The following is a 20,215-nucleotide window of genomic DNA, read 5'->3' on the forward strand; positions in this document are numbered from 1 at the left end:
ACTTGGCCGCGTCCGCTGACATGCGGCAAGGACACCCCTGATTTGCTCACAGGCGCGCTAATTCGTTCGAAGAAGAGTCTTGACGTTCGCGAAGCGCTCTGAGCGCGTTCTCGGGGCGCTGGTGGCACAGTCGCGGCGAAGCGCAACTCGGATCAGCCGTACGTGTCACGCGGACCACGTCCCGGGACGTGCCGCGGCCCTTTCCGCCAGCTCGGCGCCGTCGGCCCCTGGATCCGCATCCTCTTCACCACGCCGTGCCCGACGCCGGCCGCGATCTTCGTCAGCAGCTGCCCTTGAAGCAGGCGCAGCTGCGTCGCCCACGCCGTCGAGCTGGCGCGCACGGTCAGCTCGCCGTCCTTCAAGGCCACCGGCTGGGCGTGTTCGGCGACCTCTTCACCCACAAGTCGGGCCCAGTGGCCGAAGACCTGACCGTTGGCCAACCGCGTATTCCAGCCGCGGTCGACCGCGATCCGGGAGGCGAGCCTGCCGAGCGGTTGCGGGTCGCGGGTGTCGGCACCCGGCCCTGACCAGCGACGACGTCGCGGGCTCTGCCCGTTCGCACCGCCCCCGCCGCCGGTGATACGGCCACGGCGGACGCCCGGTTCGACGCCGCGCGCCTTGGCTTTGGCCTTCGCGGCCTCTAAAGCGACATGCGCGAGGTCACGGCCGGTAGTCGGTTCCTTGCCGTTGGTATCGGTTGCGCCGTTCGATACCGGGGCCTGTTCACTCTGCGTGTCGAACAGGCCTCCCTCACTCGGGTTACCGCCCTTACGGGGGGTGTCAAGCCGCTTTTCAGGCCCCTTGGTCACGCGGGGCGATAACGCGTTCACGGTGTTATCCACACTGTCCACAGGTTTGTCCCCAGATCGGTGGGCAACTGCTGTGGCGCCGATCACCCGGGGTGTCCGCTTCACGGGATCACCCTCGGTTGATCTCACCATCGGCCACGAGGAACCGGTGCCCGGCCAGTTCGGCGGGTACGTCCTCGTCCACGGCGGCGGTCACCAGCACCTGCTCGGCGCCTGCCGCCACCTCCGCCAGCCGGGCCCGGCGACGCCGGTCCAGCTCGGCGAACACATCATCCAGGAGAAGCACCGGTTCCCCGGCCTCGCCACGCAGGAGCTCGTAGCTTCCCAGACGCAATGCGAGCGCGAACGACCAGGACTCCCCATGGCTCGCGTAGCCCTTGGCCGGTGCTTCGCCGAGGATGAGGTCGAGCTCGTCCCGGTGCGGGCCGACCATGCTCACCCCGCGCTCCAGTTCGAGGTTCCGGGACCGGCCCATCGCCTCGACCAGCACTTCCTTGAGCACCGCTTCGTCGGCGCGAGGACCGTCCGGGACGCCGTAGCCCTCCGGCATCGCTTCACCCAGGCTCGATTTGTAAGCGATCTTCGCCGGTCTCGAATCGGGCGCGACCCCCATGTACGCGGCGGCCGTGTACGGCGCGAGGTCCGCGATGAGGTTGAGCCGGGCCGCCAGCAGCGCCGCCCCCGCCACCGAAAGGTGGTCGTCCCAGACGTCGAGCGTCGACAACGCGTACGGGTCTTCGCGACCCGTACGCCGCTTGCCCGCCGTCTTGAGCAGGGCGTTCCGCTGCTTCAGCACCTTCTCGTAGTCGGCGCGGACCCCGGCGTACCGAGGCGCGCGAAGCACGAGGAGTTCGTCCATGAAGCGGCGGCGCTCCCCGGGATCCCCGCGCACGAGCGCCAGGTCCTCCGGGGAGAACAGCACCGTACGCAGGATCCCGAGTACGTCACGGGGCTTGCCGACCGCGCCGCGGTTGATCCGCGCGCGGTTTGCCTTGCCGGGGGTGATCTCCAGCTCGATCGTCAGTTCGCGGTCGTCGTTGACCACCGCGACCCTGATCAGCGCGCGTTCGCACCCGTGCCGCACCAACGGCGCGTCGGTCGCGACGCGATGCGAACCCAGGGTCGCGATGTAGCCGATCGCCTCGAGGAGGTTCGTCTTGCCGCGGCCGTTCTGTCCGACGAGGACGGTCGGGCCGGGTTCGAGCGCGAGATCGGCTTGTGGCCAGGACCGGAAGTCGGTGACCTGGAGATGTCTGAGGTACAACCTGCCTAGCCGCCGACCTTCTTGACGGAGTGCCCGCCGAACTGGTTGCGCAGCGCGGCGACGGCACGCATGGCGGCCGAGTCCTCCTGGCGCGAGGCGAACCGCGCGAACAGCGCGGCCGAGATGACCGGCGCCGGGACCGCGTTGTTGATCGCCTCTTCGAGGGTCCACCGGCCTTCACCGGAATCCTCGACGTAACCTTCGAGGTCGTCCAGCTCCGGGTCTTCGTCGAGCGCGCGGACGAGCAGGTCGAGCAGCCACGAGCGGACGACGGTCCCCCGCTGCCAGCCCTTGATCACCGCGGGAACGTTCTCGACGACCTTCGCGGCTTCGAGCAGCTCGAAGCCTTCGGCGAAGGCCTGCATCATGCCGTACTCGATGCCGTTGTGAATCATCTTCGCGTAGTGACCGGAACCGACGGCGCCGGCGTGCGAGAAGCCTTCTTCGCGCGGGCCCTCGGGACGAAGCGCGTCGAAGATCGGCATGGCCTTCTCGACGTCCGAAGCCGCTCCGCCGACCATCAGGCCGTAGCCGTTGTCCTTGCCCCACACGCCACCGGAAACCCCGCAGTCGAGGTAGCCGATCTTCTTCGCCGCGAGCAGGTCACCGTTGATCTTGTCGTCGGTGTACTTCGAGTTGCCGCCGTCGATCACGAGGTCGCCCTCGGACAGCAGATTGCCGAGCTCCGCGACGGTCTGCCTGGTGGGTTCCCCGGCGGGCACCATGATCCAGACGATCCGCGGACCGTCCAGTTTGGACACCATGTCCTCGAGCGACGTGGAGTCGGTGACGTCCGGGTTGCGGTCGTAGCCGACCACCTCGTGACCGGCGCCGCGCAGCCGCTCACGCATGTTGAACCCCATTTTACCGAGGCCGATGAGTCCCAGCTGAGCCATGAAGATCCCCTTTGGTGCGAACAGAAATGACGGCCGGTCAGCCCGGGAGGCGAACCGGCATCAGGAGGTACAGGTAGCCGGGGACGACGTTGCCCTCTTCGTCGGCGGGCTTGATCAGCGCCGGCCGGTTCGGCGTGGTGAACGTCAGCTCGGCACGGTTCGCGTTCAGCGCGCCGAGACCGTCGACGAGGTAACCCGGGTTGAACGCGATGGTCACCGGCTCACCCTCGTAGTCGACCTGAAGCTCTTCTTCGGCCGAACCCTCGTCGTCGCCACCGGCGGACAGCCGCAGCGACCCGTCCTTGAACTCCAGACGGACCTGGGTGCCACGTTCGGCGACCAGCGAAACACGCTTGATCGACTCGGCGAGCGCGGAAACCTCGATGACCGCGCGCGACGTGTGCTGCGCGGGCAGCAGCTGCCGGTACGGCGGGAACTCCGCGTCGAGCAGACGGGTCGTCGTGTAGCGACCGGAGCCGGAGAGGCCGAGGAGGCCCTCACCGCTGGCGAGCGCGAGACGGATCTTCGCGCCACTGGCACCGAGCGTCTTCGCGGCCTCGGCGAGCGTGCGCGCCGGGACGAGCACCGCGGCGTCGGACAGTCCCTCGGCGGGCTCCCAGGTGAACTCGCGCATCGCGAGCCGGAAGCGGTCGGTGGCGACCAGGGTCAGCGAGGACCCGGAGATCTCCAGCCGCATCCCGGTCAGCATCGGGAGCGTGTCGTCCTTGCCCGCGGCGACGACGACCTGGGTGACGGCCTGACCGAAGGCGTCGCCGGTGAGTTCACCGGCGAAGGCGGGCTGGGACGGGAGCTGCGGGTAGTCCTCGACCGGCATGGTCGGCAGGGAGAAACGCGCGGAGCCGCAGGTGATGGTCGCGCGGGCACCGTCGACGGAGATCTCGACCGGCTGTGCGGGCAGCGACTTGGTGATGTCGGCGAGGAGGCGGCCGGAGACCAGGAGGCGGCCGCCGTCGGCGATCGTGGCCGGGACACCGACCGTGGCGGAGACCTCGTAGTCGAATCCGGAGACGGTGAGTGCGTCCGTCGTCCCGTCGGATCCCGCATCGAGCAGGACACCGCCCAGAACCGGGACCGGAGGCCGCGACGGGAGGCTTCTCGCCACCCACGCGACGGCGTCGGCCAGCCCGTCACGCTCGACGCGGATCTTCATGCGCGCTTCCTTTCGACAGCCGAGCCCCTGACGGCTCGAAAGCTCAACGGGTCACCGCGGCCGGAGAGCGCGATGGCCAGGTGCCTCGCAGGTTCGTTCGGTCCGAGCGAGGACGCGAACGCACGTCGACACGCAGACCAGGTGCAGGGACCCACGTTAGGCCGTCCCCGGGGTCCACGTCACCTCGGCCTCCCCTTGCTTTTGTCGACAAGACGACACGGTTGACCGGCTGTCCCCAGATTCGTCCTTCGCCTGTTTTTGTTTTATTCACTTCTTAAGAAGAACTAAGAACAGCAGTAGTAATAGGCGTTGTGGATTGTGTGGACAAGGCTCGTTCGCGCAGGTCCGGGCGGCTCCGAGCCTGTGGACTCCGGGTGTGTACGGACGGTGGACAGCTCGGGCCGTCGGTGGATGGTTTCCGGCCGCGCTCGATCTGTCCACATTCGGCCCCAGTTGTCCCCATGGTTATCCCCAGATGTGGGGCGGTTTGTACCCAGGCTTGTGGACCCGGTTCGTGACCGGAATCGCTCGGGAGAGTGACTCGAGCAGCACCGTTCACCCTTGTGCACAAGATGTGGGCAACCTGGGGACAGCATGTGGATCAAGGTGTGGAAATGCTGTGGATTCCCTGTGAGTGCGATGTGGACGGAAACTCGATCGCCGCTGGTCTCCCGCCCGCGAGAGTTGTGCACAAGCTGCCCACAGGGTGTGGATTTCCTTTGTGCACAAGGAAAAATGCGAAGCGCACCTACACGCGCTTCGCCCCCTTCGCGCGCTTCGGCCATATCTCCGAGGTACCCACTCTTCGCGGCTCTACGCGCCCTTCGGGCCTATGTGGACACGACGAAGGGGCTCCCACCCAGACGGTGAGAGCCCCAAAACCCCTTGTGTGCTAAGGACTTACTATTTCGCGGCCACTACGGTCTCCCCAAGGGCGCCCCGCGCCCGACGGAGACTTCACCCGTCGAGCGCCCTCTTTCGGGCCGAAGGCCCACGGAAACGTGATGAAGGGGCGCCCTCCGCTCCCAACCTGAGTTGTAAGCGGCCCGGCGCCCCTTCGGCACGTTTCCGTCAGCGCTCGATCAAAAATTACTGCCTGGCGCGCTGTTTGATGCGCGACGTCAGCTCCTGTACCTGGTCGTAGATGCGCCGTCGTTCGGCCATCTCCTTGCGGATCTTCTTGTCCGCGTGCATGACCGTCGTGTGGTCGCGGCCGCCGAAGGTCTGGCCGATCTTCGGCAGCGACATGTCCGTCAGTTCGCGGCAGAGGTACATCGCGATCTGACGCGCGGTCGCGAGCGCCTTCGTCTTACCCGGCCCGCAGAGGTCGTCGAGAGTCACGTCGAAGAACTCGGACGTGACGCCCATGATGGTCGGCGCGGTGATCTCCGGCGCGTGCGAATCCGGGATGAGGTCGCGGAGCACGATCTCGGCGAGAGCGACGTCGACCGGTTGCTGGTTCAGTGACGCGAAGGCGGTGACGCGGATGAGCGCGCCTTCGAGTTCCCGGATGTTCGCCTCGACGCGCGAGGCGATGAACTCCAGCACCTCGTTCGGTACCGCGAGCCTGTCCTGCGCGGCCTTCTTGCGAAGGATCGCGATACGCGTTTCGAGTTCGGGCGGCTGGATGTCGGTGATGAGGCCCCACTCGAACCGCGTGCGCAGCCGGTCTTCCAGCGTTTCGAGGCGCTTCGGCGGGCGGTCGGAGGAGACGACGATCTGCTTGTTCGTGTTGTGGAGGGTGTTGAAGGTGTGGAAGAACTCTTCCTGCGTACCTTCTTTGCCTTCCAGGAACTGGATGTCGTCGACGAGCAGGATATCGACGTCGCGGTAGCGGCGTTGGAACGCGACCTTGCGGTCGTCTCGCAGCGAGTTGATGAAGTCGTTCGTGAACTCTTCGGTCGACACGTAGCGCACGCGCATCCCGGGGAACAGCCGCTGGGCGTAGTGCCCGACCGCGTGCAGCAGGTGGGTCTTCCCGAGTCCGGACTCTCCCCAGATGAACAGCGGGTTGTACGCGCGCGCCGGTGCTTCGGCGACCGCGACCGCGGCCGCGTGCGCGAAGCGGTTCGAAGCACCGATCACGAAGGTGTCGAACGTGTACTTCTCGTTGAGCTTCGTCTTCGACGTTTGCGGCTGCGCTGGCGCGGTGTAGGGCTGGCCCGCGATCGGCTGGCCGGAGAACGTCGGCCAGATCTCGGTCACGGCGGCGAGGGCCTCACCCTCTTCGTCGACCTCTTCATCGCTGTCGTCGCCGTCGTTGAGGCTGTTGTCCACCGGCTGCTGCCGGGGCGGCCTCGGCTTCGGGGGCTCGGGCCGGGGCCTGTTCGGCGACAGCATGCCGTCACCGTCGGGCAGCGGAGGTGTACCGGGCATCGCGCCGGAACCGTTTTCCACCCGGCCGGGTGACGCCTCATAGCGGGGGCCTGGCGAAGAGGGAGGCATCGAGGTGTGCGTCTCGGTGCTGTCGACCTTCACCGCGAGGGAGACCGCGCGGCCGAGCCGTCGCGAAAGGGCTTCGGTGATCGCGCCGCGAAGAGCGCGCTCGATCGCTTCTTTGGCGAAGTCACTGGGGGCGGCTAGCAGCGCGGTGCCGTCGAGCAGGCCGATCGGCCGGGTCACCCGCATCCAGGCGCGCTGCTGCGGGGAGAGGGTGCCATCGGACAGCTCGCGCACGACCTGTTCCCAGATGACGCCAAGATTGTGCTGGTGATCGGACACCTGCCTGACTCCCCTCCCCTCATCGGTGCGTGCGAACATCCGGGAACACCGCGCTCCGAAACACCGGGTCGGGCGCCATCATGGCCCGATCAGCTCATGCGCACAGCAAATATCCACATAGTTGTCCACAGCTGTGCACTAATGTACGGCGGCCCGCGGCGACGTCACCTGCGGGATCGACGTAGGTCGGCGGGACGCCTCCACATCCCGAGGACGCCCGGGCGTCTACACCGTTCCACCTCGGTGAAAACCCGGGAGAGGCACGCTAACAAGCCCCGCCCGTTGCCACAAGGCATCCTCGCGCGCAAGCATTTCACGGTGTACGGCGTGTTGCCATTCGATGCCCGCGCGTCGCGGTGATCACTCTCCACGGCCCGTCGCGGTCAGTGGTCGAGGGGGTGCCTGCCAGACCCGGGCGGTGGGTGCGTACCCTCGTAAGGTCTCCCGTATACAGCGGGGGCGTTTCGCGTGCCCACGTTGTCGTCGCTCGACGTGACGAGGCCACACGTTGGTAGGAGACACCACAGACTGCCGTGCGTCAGCACGACACGCCAGGAACGGGTCGAACCGCTCCCGGCGGCCGATGAAACAGGAGAAGTAAGTCGTGAGCAAGGGTAAGCGCACCTTCCAGCCGAACAACCGCCGACGCGCCCGGGTCCACGGGTTCCGGCTTCGGATGCGGACCCGCGCCGGCCGGGCCATCCTGGCGGCTCGCCGTCGCAAGGGCCGCGGCGCACTGTCCGCCTGATCCGGCCGCCGTCGAGGGACGTCGTGCTGCCGGCCGCCGCGAGGTTGCGGCGCAGTGAGGATTTCCGTGCCGTGATGCGGCGTGGGGCCAAGGCAGGCAGGCGCCGCCTCGTCGTCCATGCGTTGACCACGGACCCGCCCGATGCCGCCGAAGCGGCACGGGCGGGTTTTGTGGTGAGCAAGGCCGTGGGCAACTCTGTGGTCCGCCACCGGGTCACCCGCCGGTTGAGGCATCTCATTTCCGCCAGGATCGGAACACTGCCGCCGGGGAGCTCGTTGGTGATACGGGCACTACCTCCGGCCGCGGACGCGTCCAGCGCGGAACTCGGCTCGGACCTCGACGCGTCGTTGCGGCGTCTCGGGTTGTCCGGGCCTTCCGCCGTCACCGGGAAGTCCCGCCAGACGCGTCTCCCCGACAACGGATCAGCGGTGTAACGGCATGCGAGCCACCGAGAACGAGACCACCGACGTAGGCCGACCAGGTCCGGTGGCATGGGTCCTGCTCCTGCCCGTCAAGCTGTATCGCAAGGCGATCTCTCCTTTCTTTCCTCCGGCGTGCCGGTTCTACCCGAGCTGTAGCGCGTACGCCGTCGAGGCACTGACCCGGCACGGCGCCGGCCGCGGTAGCTATCTCGCGGTCCGGCGCTTGCTGCGCTGTGGCCCGTGGACCATGCCCGGCCGCGACCCGGTACCCGAGACGTTCTCGTGGCGCCACCGCCGACCTGAAACACCGATCGAGGAGTAGCTCAGTGCTCGACTTCATCTACTACCCCGTGTCCTTCATCTTGTGGTGTTGGCACAAGGTCTTCGGGCTCGTGTTCGGCGAGGCGAATGCGGTCTCCTGGATCCTCGCGATCATCTTCCTGACGTTCACCGTCCGCGGCATCATGTTCAAGCCGTTCGTGAACCAGGTCCGGTCGATGAAGAAGATGCAGGACTTCGCACCGGAAATGAAGAAGGTGCAGAAGAAGTACGCGAACGACCGGCAGCGCCAGGCGATGGAGATGCAGAAGCTCCAGAAGGAGCACGGCGTCAACCCGCTGGGCAGCTGCCTGCCGATGCTGCTTCAGATCCCGGTCTTCATCGGTCTGAACCACGTCCTGCGGATGTTCACCATCAACCCGTACGGCGGACCGAAGACCGAGAACTACTTCTTCGACCAGGCCGGCGTCGAGTCCTACGTCCACGCCAAGATCTTCGGCGTCAACCTCGGCGACGCCATCTACACCGGTGTCGACATGGTCAGTGGCGGCAACGCGGCGACGGGCTTCCACTGGCACGTCGCCCCCGTCGCGATCCCCCTGATGATCGTCGCCAGCATCGCGACGCACCTCACCGCGCGCCACTCGGTCCAGCGTCAGAACCCCGAGTCGGCGACCCCGCAGACCGCGATGATGAACAAGCTGACGATGTACGTCTTCCCGATCGGTGTGCTCATCTTCGGTGCGCTGTTCCCGCTCGGTCTGCTCCTGTACTGGCTCGCGAACAACGGCTGGACCCTGATGCAGCAGCGCCTCGTCTACACGAAGATCGACAAGGAAGAAGAGGCCCGCAAGGAAGCCGAGAAGGAGAAGCGCGCGAACCTCGGCCCGAAGCCGGGTCAGAAGCCGACCGCGCCGCGCCCCGGCCAGAAGCCGGTCCAGCAGAAGAGGAACAAGTCGTCCTCCGGCGGTCAGGTCAAGAAGGCGGGTTCGCCCCACGGCTTCGCCCAGACCGGTTCGTCCGCCGCTGAGAAGAAGGACGACAAGAACGCATCAGCCGAGCCGTCGACGAACGGCTCGAAGGAGAACGGCGCGGACATGCCCGGTCTCATCTCGGACTCGACCAAGAAATCGGGCCGGAAGCGTCGCTGACGCCGATCCGGCCTGGAGAGGAGACCAACAATGGCGGACACGATCGACACGATCGACGCCGAAGAGAACAGCGCGTCCGAGGTCGAGGACGAGGCTGCGGAGACCGAAGGCAAGGGAGGTGTCGACGACGACGTTCTCGTGAAGGAGGGCGACATCGCCGGCGACTACCTCGAGCGGCTGCTCGACCTTCTGGACTACGACGGTGACATCGACCTCGATGTCGAAGCGGGCCGCGCGATCGTCAGTATCGACGGTGGCGAGGATCTGGAGAAGCTCGTCGGCCCGCGCGGCACCGTGCTCGAGTCACTGCAGGAGCTGACGCGGCTGGCGGTGCAGCAGGAGACCGGTTCGCGGAGCCGTCTGATGCTGGACATCGCCGGATGGCGCGCGGACCGTCGCGAAGAGCTTCGCGAGCTCGGCCGCTCGACCGCCGAGACGGTGGTCTCCTCCGGCGAGCGTGTCCGGCTCCAGCCGATGAGCCCGTTCGAGCGGAAGGTCGTGCACGACGCCGTCGCCGCCGTCGACGGGGTCAAGAGCGAGAGCGAAGGCGAGGACCCGAAGCGCCGGGTCGTCATCTTCCCCGCCTGACAGTTCTCTTGAGAGAAGCGGCCCGCCGGTCATCCGGCGGGCCGCTTCTTCGTTTGCGGGGTGAATTACACGCGTGGCGTTTCACGTGAAACGCGCGGCTCGTCGTCGAGGCGAGTGGAGTTGTCCACAACTTCGGTCTGTCTCCCCGCTTTGCGGTCAGCGTCATGGACAATCAGTGGAGCGCGTTTCACGTGAAACGGCGTCGAGGGTTGAGGAGCAAGAGTGGGCTTGGACGGGGTCGCCGCATCGGTACGGAGTGCGGCGTCGGAAGTGTTCGGAGACCGCGTCGAGCAAGCCGCCGGCTATGTCGAACTCCTCGAGCGCCACGGCGTCGAGCGCGGGCTCATCGGTCCCCGTGAGGTCGACCGGCTCTGGGAACGACACGTCTTGAACTCCGCTGTGATCGGCGAGCGGATCCCCGACGGCGCCCGTGTGGTCGACGTCGGGTCGGGCGCGGGGCTTCCGGGTGTACCGCTCGCGATCAGCCGACCGGACCTCGATATCGTTCTGCTCGAACCGATGGCCCGCCGGGTCGACTGGCTGGCCGAGGTTGTCGAGAAGCTGGAACTCCCCATCACCGTTGTCCGCGGGCGCGCGGAAGAGCGGCAGGTACGCGAGGAGCTCGGTGGCGCGGATGTCGTCACCGCCCGGGCGGTCGCTCCCTTGGCCCGGCTCGCGAACTGGTGCCTCCCGCTCGTGCGTTCCCAAGGCACTCTGGTCGCCCTCAAAGGAGCGAGCGCCGGAGAGGAAATCGAACGCGATCGCGTCGCCGTCCGGAAGGCCGGCGGTGGCGAGCCAGAAGTCTTCGAGTGCGGCACCAAGGTGCTTGAGGTTCCCAGCACGGTCGTCGTAATCCACCGCCTGCCTCCGAAACCGACTCGATCGCGCGGCAAGCGAAGCTAGACCAGTTCCACGTGAAACATCGCAGAACGACTCCAACGTCTAATACAGAGGAGGCTCGAGACCGGTGACTCCCCCACCGTCCGACCCTGCGGGCACTGGCAACGAGATCGGCTGGACGCCGATCGCTGAAGAGGCCGTCCGGGCAGCCAGCGTGCTGCACCCCAAGAAGGGGGCACTCCCCCGCCCGAACCGTCGGCGTGTGCTGACGGTCGCCAACCAGAAGGGCGGCGTCGGCAAGACCACGAGCACGGTGAACCTCGCCGCCGCCCTGGCCGTCCACGGGCTCAAGACACTCGTGATCGACCTCGACCCTCAGGGCAACGCCAGTACGGCGCTCGACATCGACCACCGCTCCGGTACGCCGTCGATCTACGAGGTGCTGATCGGTGAGGTCACGCTCGCCGAGGCGGCCGCGCAGAGCGAGCAGTCGGAGAACCTCTACTGCGTGCCCGCGACCATCGATCTGGCAGGCGCCGAGATCGAACTCGTGTCGATGGCGTCGCGCGAGATGCGGCTCAAGGAGGCGCTCTCAGCCGAGGTCCTCGACGAGATCGGCGTCGACTACGTCTTCATCGACTGCCCGCCTTCGCTCGGTCTGCTGACCGTCAACGCGATGGTCGCCGCGCAGGAGGTGCTGATCCCGATCCAGTGCGAGTACTACGCGCTCGAAGGTCTGGGGCAGCTGCTGAGCAACATCGAGCTCGTCCAGAAGCATCTGAACCGCGAACTCAGCGTCTCGACGATCCTGCTCACCATGTACGACGGCCGGACGAAGCTGGCCGATCAGGTGACGAACGAGGTCCGGAACCACTTCGGGGACACTGTTCTCAAGACGGTGATCCCGCGCAGTGTGAAGGTCTCCGAGGCGCCTGGATACGGGCAGACGGTCCTCGCGTACGACCCGGGTTCCCGGGGCGCGATGAGCTACGTGGACGCGGCGAAGGAGATCGCCCAGCGTGGGGCGGAGATGAAAGAAAGGAGCGGTACGGCATGAGCGAGCGCAGAGGGGGGCTCGGGCGCGGGCTCGCCGCCCTGATCCCCACCGGTCCGCCACCGGGCTCTGCTGCCCCGGCGGAGAACGGTTCCGCCGCGGCCCCCGCTCCTCCGACCGGCCCGGCAGGGCCGGACGACAAGGGCTGGTTCGCGGCCAACGGTGCGGCCGGTTCGCTCGGCGGAGCGGTGGCCGGTGCGGTCTACCGCGAGGTGCCGATCAGCCAGATCAAGCCGAACCCGAAGCAGCCGCGGCAGGTCTTCGACGAAGACGCGCTCAGCGAGCTGGAGCACTCGATCCGCGAGTTCGGGCTCATGCAGCCCATCGTGGTCCGTGAACTCGGGACCGACGAGTACGAACTCGTCATGGGCGAGCGGCGCCTGCGCGCGTCGCAGCTGGCGGAGCTGGAGGCGATCCCGGCGATCGTCCGCCAGACCGCCGACGAGGCGATGCTGCGTGACGCACTGCTCGAGAACATCCACCGCGTTCAGCTCAACCCCCTGGAGGAGGCGGCCGCGTATCAGCAGCTGCTCGACGAGTTCGCGGTCACGCACGAGGAGCTGGCAGGCCGGATCGGGCGCAGCCGCCCGGTCATCACGAACACGATCCGCTTGCTCAAACTCCCCCTCGCGGTCCAGCGACGGGTCGCGGCAGGGGTGCTTTCGGCGGGACACGCGCGGGCGCTGCTCTCTCTCGAGGACGCCGACGCTCAGGAAGAGCTGGCCGCGCGAATCGTCGCGGAGGGCATGTCGGTCCGCGCGACCGAGGAAGCCGTCACGCTCAAGAAGAGCGAGAAGCCGGCCAAACCGAAGCCCGCTCCCCGCAAGCCGATCCAAGCGCCCGGTCTCCAAGAACTGGCGAACCGGCTTTCGGACCGGTTCGACACCCGGGTGAAGGTCGACTTGGGCCGCCGCAAAGGCCGGATCACCCTCGAATTCGGGTCGGTGGACGATCTTGAACGCATCGTGGCACTCATGGACGAAAATCAGGCAAATCAGACACGTGAAACCGATTAGGGATCACCCCAGGTCGTTTTGTCACGGTGACGATTGCTGAGTGCTGATGATTCACTCACGCTGAGTGCTTGAACTGGGGGCAAGTGTGAAGGGGCTCTTCGGCGGTCGAGATCCGCGCGCGGTGGTCCTCGACTGCGACGGATTGCTCATGGACACCGAGCCGTGTTGGTCGGTGGCAGAGACCGAGTTGTTCGTGTGGACGAGTTGCTGAGGTTGGTGAACTCGCCCCGAGCCCTTCTGGACGCGGCTCTCGTTCGGGGCGGGCTTTCGGAGATGTTTCCCGTGAAACTTGCCGCCGACGAGGTGGCCGCGCCGAAGCATCAGGACTTTCCTGCCGACGTCGTGATCGAATCCTTGCGCGATGAAGATCTGCTGGCCTGGGTGCGTGGTTGGCCTCGGCGATGACCTTCGTCCGCTTCCAGAGCCCGACCCGCAATGAGCGGGGAACCTTCACCGGCGTCTTCGGTCTCGTCAACGGTCTCGCTCGCGCAGGTCGCCTCACTGCCGAACAGGAAGCCTTCCGCCGGGCGAACAACGACTGGTACGACGCGAACTTCATCAACCCCGCACACATCGATCCGAGCGTCTACGACGCGGAGGTGAATCCCGGGGCCTCGGCGTGGTTCAAGGCGACGGCCCACGTCTTCATCGAGCGGGTCGACGGCTACCTGTCGATTCTGGAGACGCACGAGGTCCCTTGCGAGACCGTCCGGTCGGTGAGTCCCGGGCTGGTCATCTACGAGGACGAGTATCAAGTTGTCGTCGTGGCCCGGAAATGAGAAAGGGGACTCGCCCGCGTGGGCAAGTCCCCTTCTTCGCTTTCAGGTCAGCTCTTACGGGAAACCGCTCGCCCGACGAGGTCGGCGAAGACCGATCCGAGGGTGGCGCCACCGGCCTCGATCGCCATGGGCACGATCGACGTCTCGGTGAGGCCCGGTGACGGGTTCACCGCGAGGAAGTAAACCGTGCCGTCCTCGGTGATCACGGCGTCGGTGCGCGAGATGTCGCGAAGTCCAAGTTGACGGTGCACCGCGACGGCCAGTTCGCTGACCGCCTTGGCGGCGTCGTCGGAGATCCGCGCCGGAGTGAAGAAATCGGTCAGTCCGGCGGTGTAGCGAGCGGTGTAGTCGTACACGCCGCTCTCCGGCACGATCTCGACCGCGGGCAGGGCCTCGGGCCCCTCGGAGCCTTCGATGACCGTCACGGCCACTTCGACACCGGTCACGAACTTCTCGGCGAGCACGGTGTCCCCGTACGCGAAGCAGCCGACCATCGCGGCGGGCATCTCCGCGGCCTCCTTGACGACCTGGGCGCCCAGTGCCGAACCACCCTGGTCGGGCTTGAGGATCAGGGGCAGGCCCAGTGTCTCGACCATCGCGTCCAGCACTGCCTGCGCGCCGAGTTCACGGAAGGTGCTGTGCGGCAGCACGACCCAGTCCGGCGTGGTGAAGCCCGCGTTGGCGACCAGCGCCTTGGCCGTCGGCTTGTCCCACGCGCGGCGGCAGCCCTGCGAACTGGTGCCGACGTAGGGCACGTCGAGCATTTCCAGCACCGTCTGCACCGCGCCGTTCTCCCCCTCGCCACCGTGAAGGGCGATGATGGCCGCGTCGGGGCGCTGGGTGCGAAGACGTTCGAGCAGGCCCGCGTCGGTGTCCCACTCCTCGACGATGAGCCCCTCCGCCCGCAGCGCGACCGAGAGCCGCCGTCCGGAGCGGAGAGAGACATCGCGTTCGTGGGAAAGTCCGCCTGCGAGTACGGCAACGGTGCGGTCGACCACCGAGGACTCCTTTGTGTCTATGGGGACGTCCGGTCGATCAGACCGTGTCCGGAGAGGGGTTCTGCGGCCCCGAGATCGAGCGTGGGCTCACGTTACCGAAGGTACGCGCGAGGTCCATTTCGGACTCGAGCACCGCGGCGAGCCGCCGGACACCTTCGCGGATCCGCTCGGGCGTCGGGTAACAGTAGGAAAGGCGCAGCTGTCTGCTGCCGAAGCCGTCGGCGTAGAAACCGGTTCCGGAGGCGTACGCGACCCGGGCGGTGACCGCCCTCGGCAGCATCGCCTTCGTGTCCACGCCTTCGGGGACGGTCATCCAGACGTAGAAACCGCCGTCGGGTTTGGTCCAGCTGCACCCGGCGGGCATGTGCTGTTCGAGCGCGGACAGGATCGCGTCCCGGCGCTCCCGGTAGTTCTCGCGGAAGGTCTTGATCTGACCCATCCAGTCGTGAGTTGCGAGGTATCGCGACACGATCAACTGGTTAAGCGTCGGCGGGCAAAGCGTCGCGGACTCGGCCGCTAGCACGAGTTTCTCTCGGACGGCGTGCGGCGCGAGCACCCAGCCGACTCGCAGTCCGGAGGCGAAGGTCTTCGAGAAAGAACCCAGGTACACGACGTTGTCGGGGTCGATCGAGCGGAGCGCCGGGTACGTCTGTCCGCCGAAGCCGAGCAGACCGTACGGGTTGTCTTCGACGATGAGGATGTCGTGTTCGCGGCAGATCTCGACGATCTCCGCGCGGCGCTCGACGGCCAGCGTGACGCCGCCGGGATTGTGGAAGTTCGGGATCGTGTAGAGGAACTTGACCCGCTGGCCCGTCTTCTTGGTCTCCGCGAGCGCGGCGCGCAGCCCCTCGGGGACCAGACCGTGGTCGTCCATCGCGACGTGGACGACGTTCGCCTGGTACGCGGCGAAGGAACCGAGCGCACCGACGTACGACGGACCCTCGGCGATGATGACGTCGCCAGGGTCGCAGAACAGCCGGGTGACCATGTCGAGCCCCATCTGGGAGCCGACCGTCACGACGACGTCGTCCGGGTGGGCCTTGATGCCCTCGAGCGCCATGATCTCGCAGATCTGCTCGCGCAGCGCCGGGACGCCGTGCGCGGAACCGTACTGGAGCGCGACCAGGCCGTCCTGCGCGATGAGCTCGCCGACCTGCGCGGACAACGTGTCGAGCGGGAGCGCGGCGAGGTTCGGCATCCCGCCGGCGAGGGAAACCACCTCGGGGCGACTGGCTACCGCGAACAAGGCCCTGATCTCGGAAGCAGTCATTCCGGCCGTACGCGCGGCGTAGCGGTCGAGATGCGGGTCGAGGTTGTGACGGCCGGTCTGCGGCCGGACAGGGCGATTCTCGGTCATCAGGCGCTTCACCCGTGCTTCGAAGTGGACATAGCGGCTACCGACTGGTAGTTCCATCGAGTGTAACCACCCTCCCTTGAGGGGCCCTGGCCTTCCGGTGTTCATCACATCGGCCTATCCTCGGTCAGGACCCCTTCAGCGAGCCCTGCTCGGGACAGGGCTGAGTCGGTGTCGTCGTTTCAGGGAGGTTTGCCGGTGTCGCGTCGCGTCGTGGGCGTAACCCTGGACAACCTGGAGCATCTGCCGAAGAGCTGCCGTCGCTGCGTGTACTGGGAGCTGGCGCCGCATATGAAGGCGCAGGCCGAGGAGTACGGCGCGACAGAGGTCGAAAAGGAAGCCTGGGTCTCCAGCGTTCTGCTGGAATGGGGCTCCTGCGGCCGGATCGTCTACAGCGACACCTTGCCTGTCGGCTTCGTGCTCTACGCGCCGCCGAACGCCGTGCCGCGTTCGCTGGCTTTCCCCACTTCGCCGCCCGGGCCGGACGCGGTGCTGCTGACCGCCTTCCAGATCCTCCCGGAATTCCAGGGCGGCGGGCTCGGCCGGATGCTGGTGCAGGCCGTCGCGAAGGATCTGACCAAACGCGGTGTCCGCGCGATCGAGGCCTTCGGGGACGCGAAGCCCGACGAGACCGATCCGGACGGCGGGCACAGCTGCGTGCTGCCCGCCGCGTTCCTGCAAAGTGTCGGGTTCAAGACCGTGCGACCCCATCCGAGGTGGCCGCGGCTGCGGCTGGAACTGCGGTCGGCGATCTCGTGGAAGGAAGACGTGGAGGCGGCCCTCGAGCGGCTGCTCGGCCAGGTCTCCATCACGACCGCCGAGCCGAGCATGGGCCGCGCCTGATCTTTCCCTTCGTAGCGAATTTCGCACTGAAGGACGCCTTCATCTCACGCCTCTAGCAGAGTTTTCGGGTGCGCGCAGCAGCCATCCCCCACCTTGGGGGCAGCTGTGGGTAACCCGCCGAGTTATCCACAGATCGCTGCTAGGAGCGGTGGAAAATCTGTGGATGGGTAGGCTGGACCTGGGGACGCCCCCCGGGAAGGGTGGGGGCTGCGCGCCGGGTGGAGCTAGGGGTGGCGTGGTCGGGCGAGGGGGCACACAACCGGTTGTGCCGAGCGTGTCGGCAGGGGGATGTGCGCCCGCGTGCGGGTGTGGAGGACTGGCTACTCCGCTTTGGCGAGTTCGTGGGCCAGGACGTCCGCGAAGGTGAACGTGCCGGTCGGCTGGTCCCCTTCGCCGAGGAGGTACAGGCGTTTCACGGCGACCAGGATGCCTTCGGCGACGATGTCGCGGAAAGCCGGGTCGGCCAGTTTGGCGCTGTCTTCCGGGTTGGTCAGGTAACCGATCTCGATCCGCACCGCCGGGCAGCGCGTGCGGGTGAAGATCTCCCAGGTCTTGTAGTGCGTGCGGCAGTCGCGCAGGCCGGTCCGGGCGGCCAGCTCGCGCTGGATGAAGCCGGCCAGCAGCTCACCGACGGTCGACGTGGTGCCGTTGCCGGTGCCGAAGTGGAAGCTCGCGACACCCTGCGCCTTGGGCGAGGGATTCCTGTCGTTGTGCAGCGAAAGGAACAGGTCGGCGCCCGCTTCGTTCGCGAACTTGGCACGCTCGCCCTCGGTGGGGCTCTGGTTCGGCCCGCGCGAGATCAGCGCCTCCATACCCGTGGCCTGCATCCGGCCTTCGAGCCGTCGCGCCAGATCCCAGGCGATGTCCGCTTCACGCAGGTCACCGGCGACGACACCGAGGTCTTCGCCGCCGTGGCCAGGGTCGATCACGATGCGCTTGCCGCGCAGCCGCGGGCCCGCCTGGCGCACCTGCTCCTGCTCGCGCAGGAAGACGGGGCGGCCGCCGCGGGCGCGCGGCGAGGAGAGCCGGTGCAGTTCGCGGATGGTGGCCGGACCGCACATGCCGTCGGCGACCAGGCGCATGTCGCGCTGGAAGGTCTTGAGCGCGCGTTCGGTCTGGGCGCCGAAGTGCCCGTCCGGGCGGCCGGCGTCGAAGCCGAGTTCCGTCAGCCGCTCTTGGAGCGCGAAGACATCGTCGCCCTGCATGGGCGCGGAGAACATGTAAGTCAGCGGGCGGCTGCCGAGGTGATAGCCGGCGCCACGAAGTGCCTGGTAGGTCGCAGGACCCACCAGACCGTCGGTGATGAGCCCACGGCGCTGCTGGAACGCTCGCACGGCATGTTCCATCGCCGTGTCGTAGACCTCGTACTCCCCGGATTCGGTCACCGGCGGGAGCAGCTCCATCGCCGCCAGCGTGGACCTGATCTCGGCGACGTCCGGTCCGGCGTCACCGCGGCGGAGTACCCGCATGCACTCCTCGCTCTTCCTTTGGGGCACCGAAGCGAGCTCGATGCACGACTTGAAAACTCTGCGGGGCGGACCCCGGTGCTCTATTGTGCCCTGTGAACTCTCGGTGAGCGCGGAGGCCCGGTCGGTGCGTCAAGTCCCCGTTCGAGGAACCCTTCCAGGCGCCATGATCGTGTTCCCGTAACGGTCAGAGATACCCGCTCCGCTGAACGACGAAACCCGGAGCCTGGGCAGGCCCCGGGTTTCGGCAGGTGAAACGCGAGATCAGAGGACGTCGGCGAGGTCTGAGAGCAGCGCGGCCTTCGGCTTGGCGCCGACGATCTGCTTCACCGGCTTGCCGCCCTGGAACAGGATCAGCGTCGGGATCGACATCACCTGGTAGTCACGCGCAGTGTTCGGGTTGGCGTCGATGTCGAGCTTCGCGATGGTCAGCTTTTCGCCGTTCTCCGCCGCGATCTCCTCGAGGACCGGGGCGACCATCTTGCACGGGCCGCACCAGGTCGCCCAGAAGTCGACCAGTACGGGCTTCTCACTCGTCAGCACGTCGTCGACGAAGCTCTTGTCGGTCACTGTCACGGTGTTGGCCATGGTGTCTCCTCCTGGGTGGTGAACTGGGTGCTGTGAAAGTCAGTTGGTGGTGGCGCCGTAGCCGCCACCGACCAGCTCGGGGGTCTCCTGCGCGGTCTCGACACCGGCGTGTTCCGCCAGCCATCGTTCCGCGTCGATCGCCGCGGCACAGCCCGAGCCGGCGGCGGTGATCGCCTGTCGATAGGTGCGGTCGACCAGGTCGCCCGCCGCGAAGACGCCGGGAAGGTTCGTGTACGAGGTCCGGCCCTTGGTGAGCACGTAGCCGTCCTCGTCGAGGTCCACCTGACCGCGCACCAGTTCGCTGCGCGGGTCGTGACCGATGGCGACGAAGAACCCGGTCACGTCCAGCTGGGACTCCTCGCCGGTCACCGTGTCCTTGAGCTTCAGGCCCTCGACCTTGCCCTCACCCTCGACCCCGGTGATCTGCTTGTTGAGCGCCCACTTGATCTTCTCGTTGTCGCGGGCGCGCTCCAGCATGATCTTGGAGGCGCGGAACTCCTCGCGACGGTGGACGATCGTGACGGACTTGGCGAACTTCGTCAGGAAGGTCGCCTCCTCCATCGCGGAGTCGCCGCCGCCGGCGACCACGATGTCGTGGTCGCGGAAGAAGAAGCCGTCGCAGGTGGCGCAGGCCGAAACACCGCGGCCGAGCAGTTCCTGCTCACCCGGGACGTTCAGATAACGCGCCGCGGCGCCCATCGAGAGCACGACCGCGCGGGCCGCGTAGCGCTTGCCGTTCGCGACGACGTACTTGACGTCACCGGTCAGCTCCACGGACTCGACGTCCTCCTGGCGCAGGTCGGCGCCGAAACGCTTGGCCTGCTCGCGCATCTCTTCCATGAGGTCGGGACCCTGGATGCCTTCGCGGAAGCCGGGGAAGTTCTCGACCTCCGTCGTCGTCATCAACGCACCGCCGAACTGAGTGCCCTCGAACACCAACGGTTCGAGCTGCGCTCGTGCCGCGTAGACAGCGGCGGTGTACCCCGCAGGACCCGACCCAACAACGATCAGGTTCCTGATCTCCTCGGCAGCCACCCGTGACCTCCGCTCGTAGTGACCTGTTCACCAGGCTCAACACGATCGTAGGTGCCGGTGTTCCCGGGGTGACCGGCGCTACTTCTCCTGCCTTGCGGCGGCGATAGTAAAGGTCCCTTGCTCCCCGGCGGGGGAAGCAAGGGACCTTTACTAGCGGCCGGAGGCAGCAGGGGGACCTTTCCTGCCGCTGCTG

Annotated in this window: 21 protein-coding genes; 11 read left to right on the plus strand and 10 right to left on the minus strand. The window is 67.1% G+C overall.

Annotated elements, in window-relative coordinates; all coding sequences use genetic code 11:
• Positions 1-152: 152 nt before the first annotated feature.
• The 5 genes from ACLARN_RS01820 to dnaA form a co-directional block, all read right to left on the minus strand.
• Positions 153-743: a DciA family protein gene (locus tag ACLARN_RS01820; RefSeq protein ID WP_409489639.1), complete on the minus strand. Its 591-nt coding sequence runs from the start codon at positions 741-743 to the stop codon at positions 153-155.
• A 175-nt stretch (positions 744-918) separates the two neighbouring features.
• Positions 919-2,073 carry a DNA replication/repair protein RecF gene (gene recF, locus ACLARN_RS01825; protein ID WP_409489530.1) on the minus strand — a complete coding sequence of 385 codons (1,155 nt, stop codon included), beginning with the start codon at positions 2,071-2,073 and terminating at the stop codon, positions 919-921.
• A gap of 5 nt (positions 2,074-2,078) precedes the next feature.
• A complete protein-coding gene (gene gnd, locus ACLARN_RS01830; protein ID WP_076163863.1) occupies positions 2,079-2,969 on the minus strand; it encodes a phosphogluconate dehydrogenase (NAD(+)-dependent, decarboxylating) in 891 nt (296 codons plus the stop codon).
• A gap of 37 nt (positions 2,970-3,006) precedes the next feature.
• Positions 3,007-4,140: a DNA polymerase III subunit beta gene (gene dnaN / locus ACLARN_RS01835; protein WP_076163862.1), complete on the minus strand. Its 1,134-nt coding sequence runs from the start codon at positions 4,138-4,140 to the stop codon at positions 3,007-3,009.
• Between the two features lie 1,089 nt (positions 4,141-5,229).
• Positions 5,230-6,861, minus strand: coding sequence for a chromosomal replication initiator protein DnaA (gene dnaA / locus ACLARN_RS01840; protein ID WP_409489531.1), 1,632 nt, complete (start codon positions 6,859-6,861; stop codon positions 5,230-5,232).
• 604 nt (positions 6,862-7,465) lie between these two features.
• On the opposite strand from dnaA, the gene rpmH reads away from it, so the two are divergent.
• From rpmH to ACLARN_RS01890, 10 genes are all read left to right on the plus strand, one after another.
• The gene (gene rpmH, locus ACLARN_RS01845) at positions 7,466-7,609 is read left to right on the plus strand and encodes a 50S ribosomal protein L34 (RefSeq protein ID WP_005154511.1); all 144 of its coding nucleotides are present in this window, start codon (positions 7,466-7,468) and stop codon (positions 7,607-7,609) included.
• 23 nt (positions 7,610-7,632) lie between these two features.
• Entirely contained in the window at positions 7,633-8,043 is a 411-nt protein-coding gene (gene rnpA, locus ACLARN_RS01850; protein WP_409489532.1) for a ribonuclease P protein component, read from the plus strand.
• 4 nt (positions 8,044-8,047) lie between these two features.
• Positions 8,048-8,353, plus strand: coding sequence for a membrane protein insertion efficiency factor YidD (gene yidD, locus ACLARN_RS01855; protein WP_409489533.1), 306 nt, complete (start codon positions 8,048-8,050; stop codon positions 8,351-8,353).
• A gap of 4 nt (positions 8,354-8,357) precedes the next feature.
• Complete coding sequence (gene yidC, locus ACLARN_RS01860) at positions 8,358-9,461, plus strand: membrane protein insertase YidC (protein ID WP_409489534.1); 1,104 nt, start codon at positions 8,358-8,360, stop codon at positions 9,459-9,461.
• A gap of 30 nt (positions 9,462-9,491) precedes the next feature.
• The gene (locus ACLARN_RS01865) at positions 9,492-10,049 is read left to right on the plus strand and encodes a protein jag (protein ID WP_409489535.1); all 558 of its coding nucleotides are present in this window, start codon (positions 9,492-9,494) and stop codon (positions 10,047-10,049) included.
• Positions 10,050-10,271: 222 nt separating this feature from the next.
• Positions 10,272-10,952, plus strand: coding sequence for a 16S rRNA (guanine(527)-N(7))-methyltransferase RsmG (gene rsmG, locus ACLARN_RS01870; RefSeq protein WP_409489536.1), 681 nt, complete (start codon positions 10,272-10,274; stop codon positions 10,950-10,952).
• Positions 10,953-11,016: 64 nt separating this feature from the next.
• Positions 11,017-11,946, plus strand: a complete 930-nt coding sequence (locus tag ACLARN_RS01875; protein WP_409489537.1) for a ParA family protein — start codon at positions 11,017-11,019, stop codon at positions 11,944-11,946.
• The gene (locus ACLARN_RS01880) at positions 11,943-12,959 is read left to right on the plus strand and encodes a ParB/RepB/Spo0J family partition protein (RefSeq protein WP_409489538.1); all 1,017 of its coding nucleotides are present in this window, start codon (positions 11,943-11,945) and stop codon (positions 12,957-12,959) included. Before ACLARN_RS01875 ends, ACLARN_RS01880 begins: the two co-directional genes overlap by 4 nt.
• A gap of 195 nt (positions 12,960-13,154) precedes the next feature.
• On the plus strand, positions 13,155-13,364 hold the full coding sequence (locus tag ACLARN_RS01885) for a hypothetical protein (protein WP_409489539.1): 210 nt from the start codon (positions 13,155-13,157) through the stop codon (positions 13,362-13,364).
• Positions 13,361-13,738: a hypothetical protein gene (locus ACLARN_RS01890; RefSeq protein ID WP_409489540.1), complete on the plus strand. Its 378-nt coding sequence runs from the start codon at positions 13,361-13,363 to the stop codon at positions 13,736-13,738. Before ACLARN_RS01885 ends, ACLARN_RS01890 begins: the two co-directional genes overlap by 4 nt.
• Before the next feature lie 47 nt (positions 13,739-13,785).
• Here ACLARN_RS01890 and ACLARN_RS01895 read toward each other — a convergent pair whose 3' ends face one another.
• Entirely contained in the window at positions 13,786-14,736 is a 951-nt protein-coding gene (locus ACLARN_RS01895; RefSeq protein WP_409489541.1) for a D-alanine--D-alanine ligase, read from the minus strand.
• A 37-nt stretch (positions 14,737-14,773) separates the two neighbouring features.
• Entirely contained in the window at positions 14,774-16,093 is a 1,320-nt protein-coding gene (locus ACLARN_RS01900) for a PLP-dependent aminotransferase family protein (protein ID WP_409489542.1), read from the minus strand.
• A gap of 195 nt (positions 16,094-16,288) precedes the next feature.
• Here ACLARN_RS01900 and ACLARN_RS01905 point away from each other — a divergent pair, with 195 nt between their 5' ends.
• Complete coding sequence (locus tag ACLARN_RS01905) at positions 16,289-16,933, plus strand: GNAT family N-acetyltransferase (RefSeq protein WP_143253201.1); 645 nt, start codon at positions 16,289-16,291, stop codon at positions 16,931-16,933.
• Between the two features lie 320 nt (positions 16,934-17,253).
• Here the strand turns inward: ACLARN_RS01905 and ACLARN_RS01910 are convergent, their stop codons facing one another.
• The 3 genes from ACLARN_RS01910 to trxB form a co-directional block, all read right to left on the minus strand.
• Positions 17,254-18,402, minus strand: coding sequence for an N-acetylmuramoyl-L-alanine amidase (locus tag ACLARN_RS01910; protein ID WP_409489543.1), 1,149 nt, complete (start codon positions 18,400-18,402; stop codon positions 17,254-17,256).
• A 261-nt stretch (positions 18,403-18,663) separates the two neighbouring features.
• Entirely contained in the window at positions 18,664-18,987 is a 324-nt protein-coding gene (gene trxA, locus ACLARN_RS01915) for a thioredoxin (RefSeq protein WP_076163850.1), read from the minus strand.
• A 39-nt stretch (positions 18,988-19,026) separates the two neighbouring features.
• Positions 19,027-20,022, minus strand: a complete 996-nt coding sequence (gene trxB / locus ACLARN_RS01920) for a thioredoxin-disulfide reductase (protein WP_409489544.1) — start codon at positions 20,020-20,022, stop codon at positions 19,027-19,029.
• Positions 20,023-20,215: the final 193 nt, after the last annotated feature.

The organism is Amycolatopsis sp. cmx-11-12, from assembly GCF_046269425.1.
In the GTDB taxonomy this organism is placed as follows: Bacteria; Actinomycetota; Actinomycetes; order Mycobacteriales; family Pseudonocardiaceae; genus Amycolatopsis.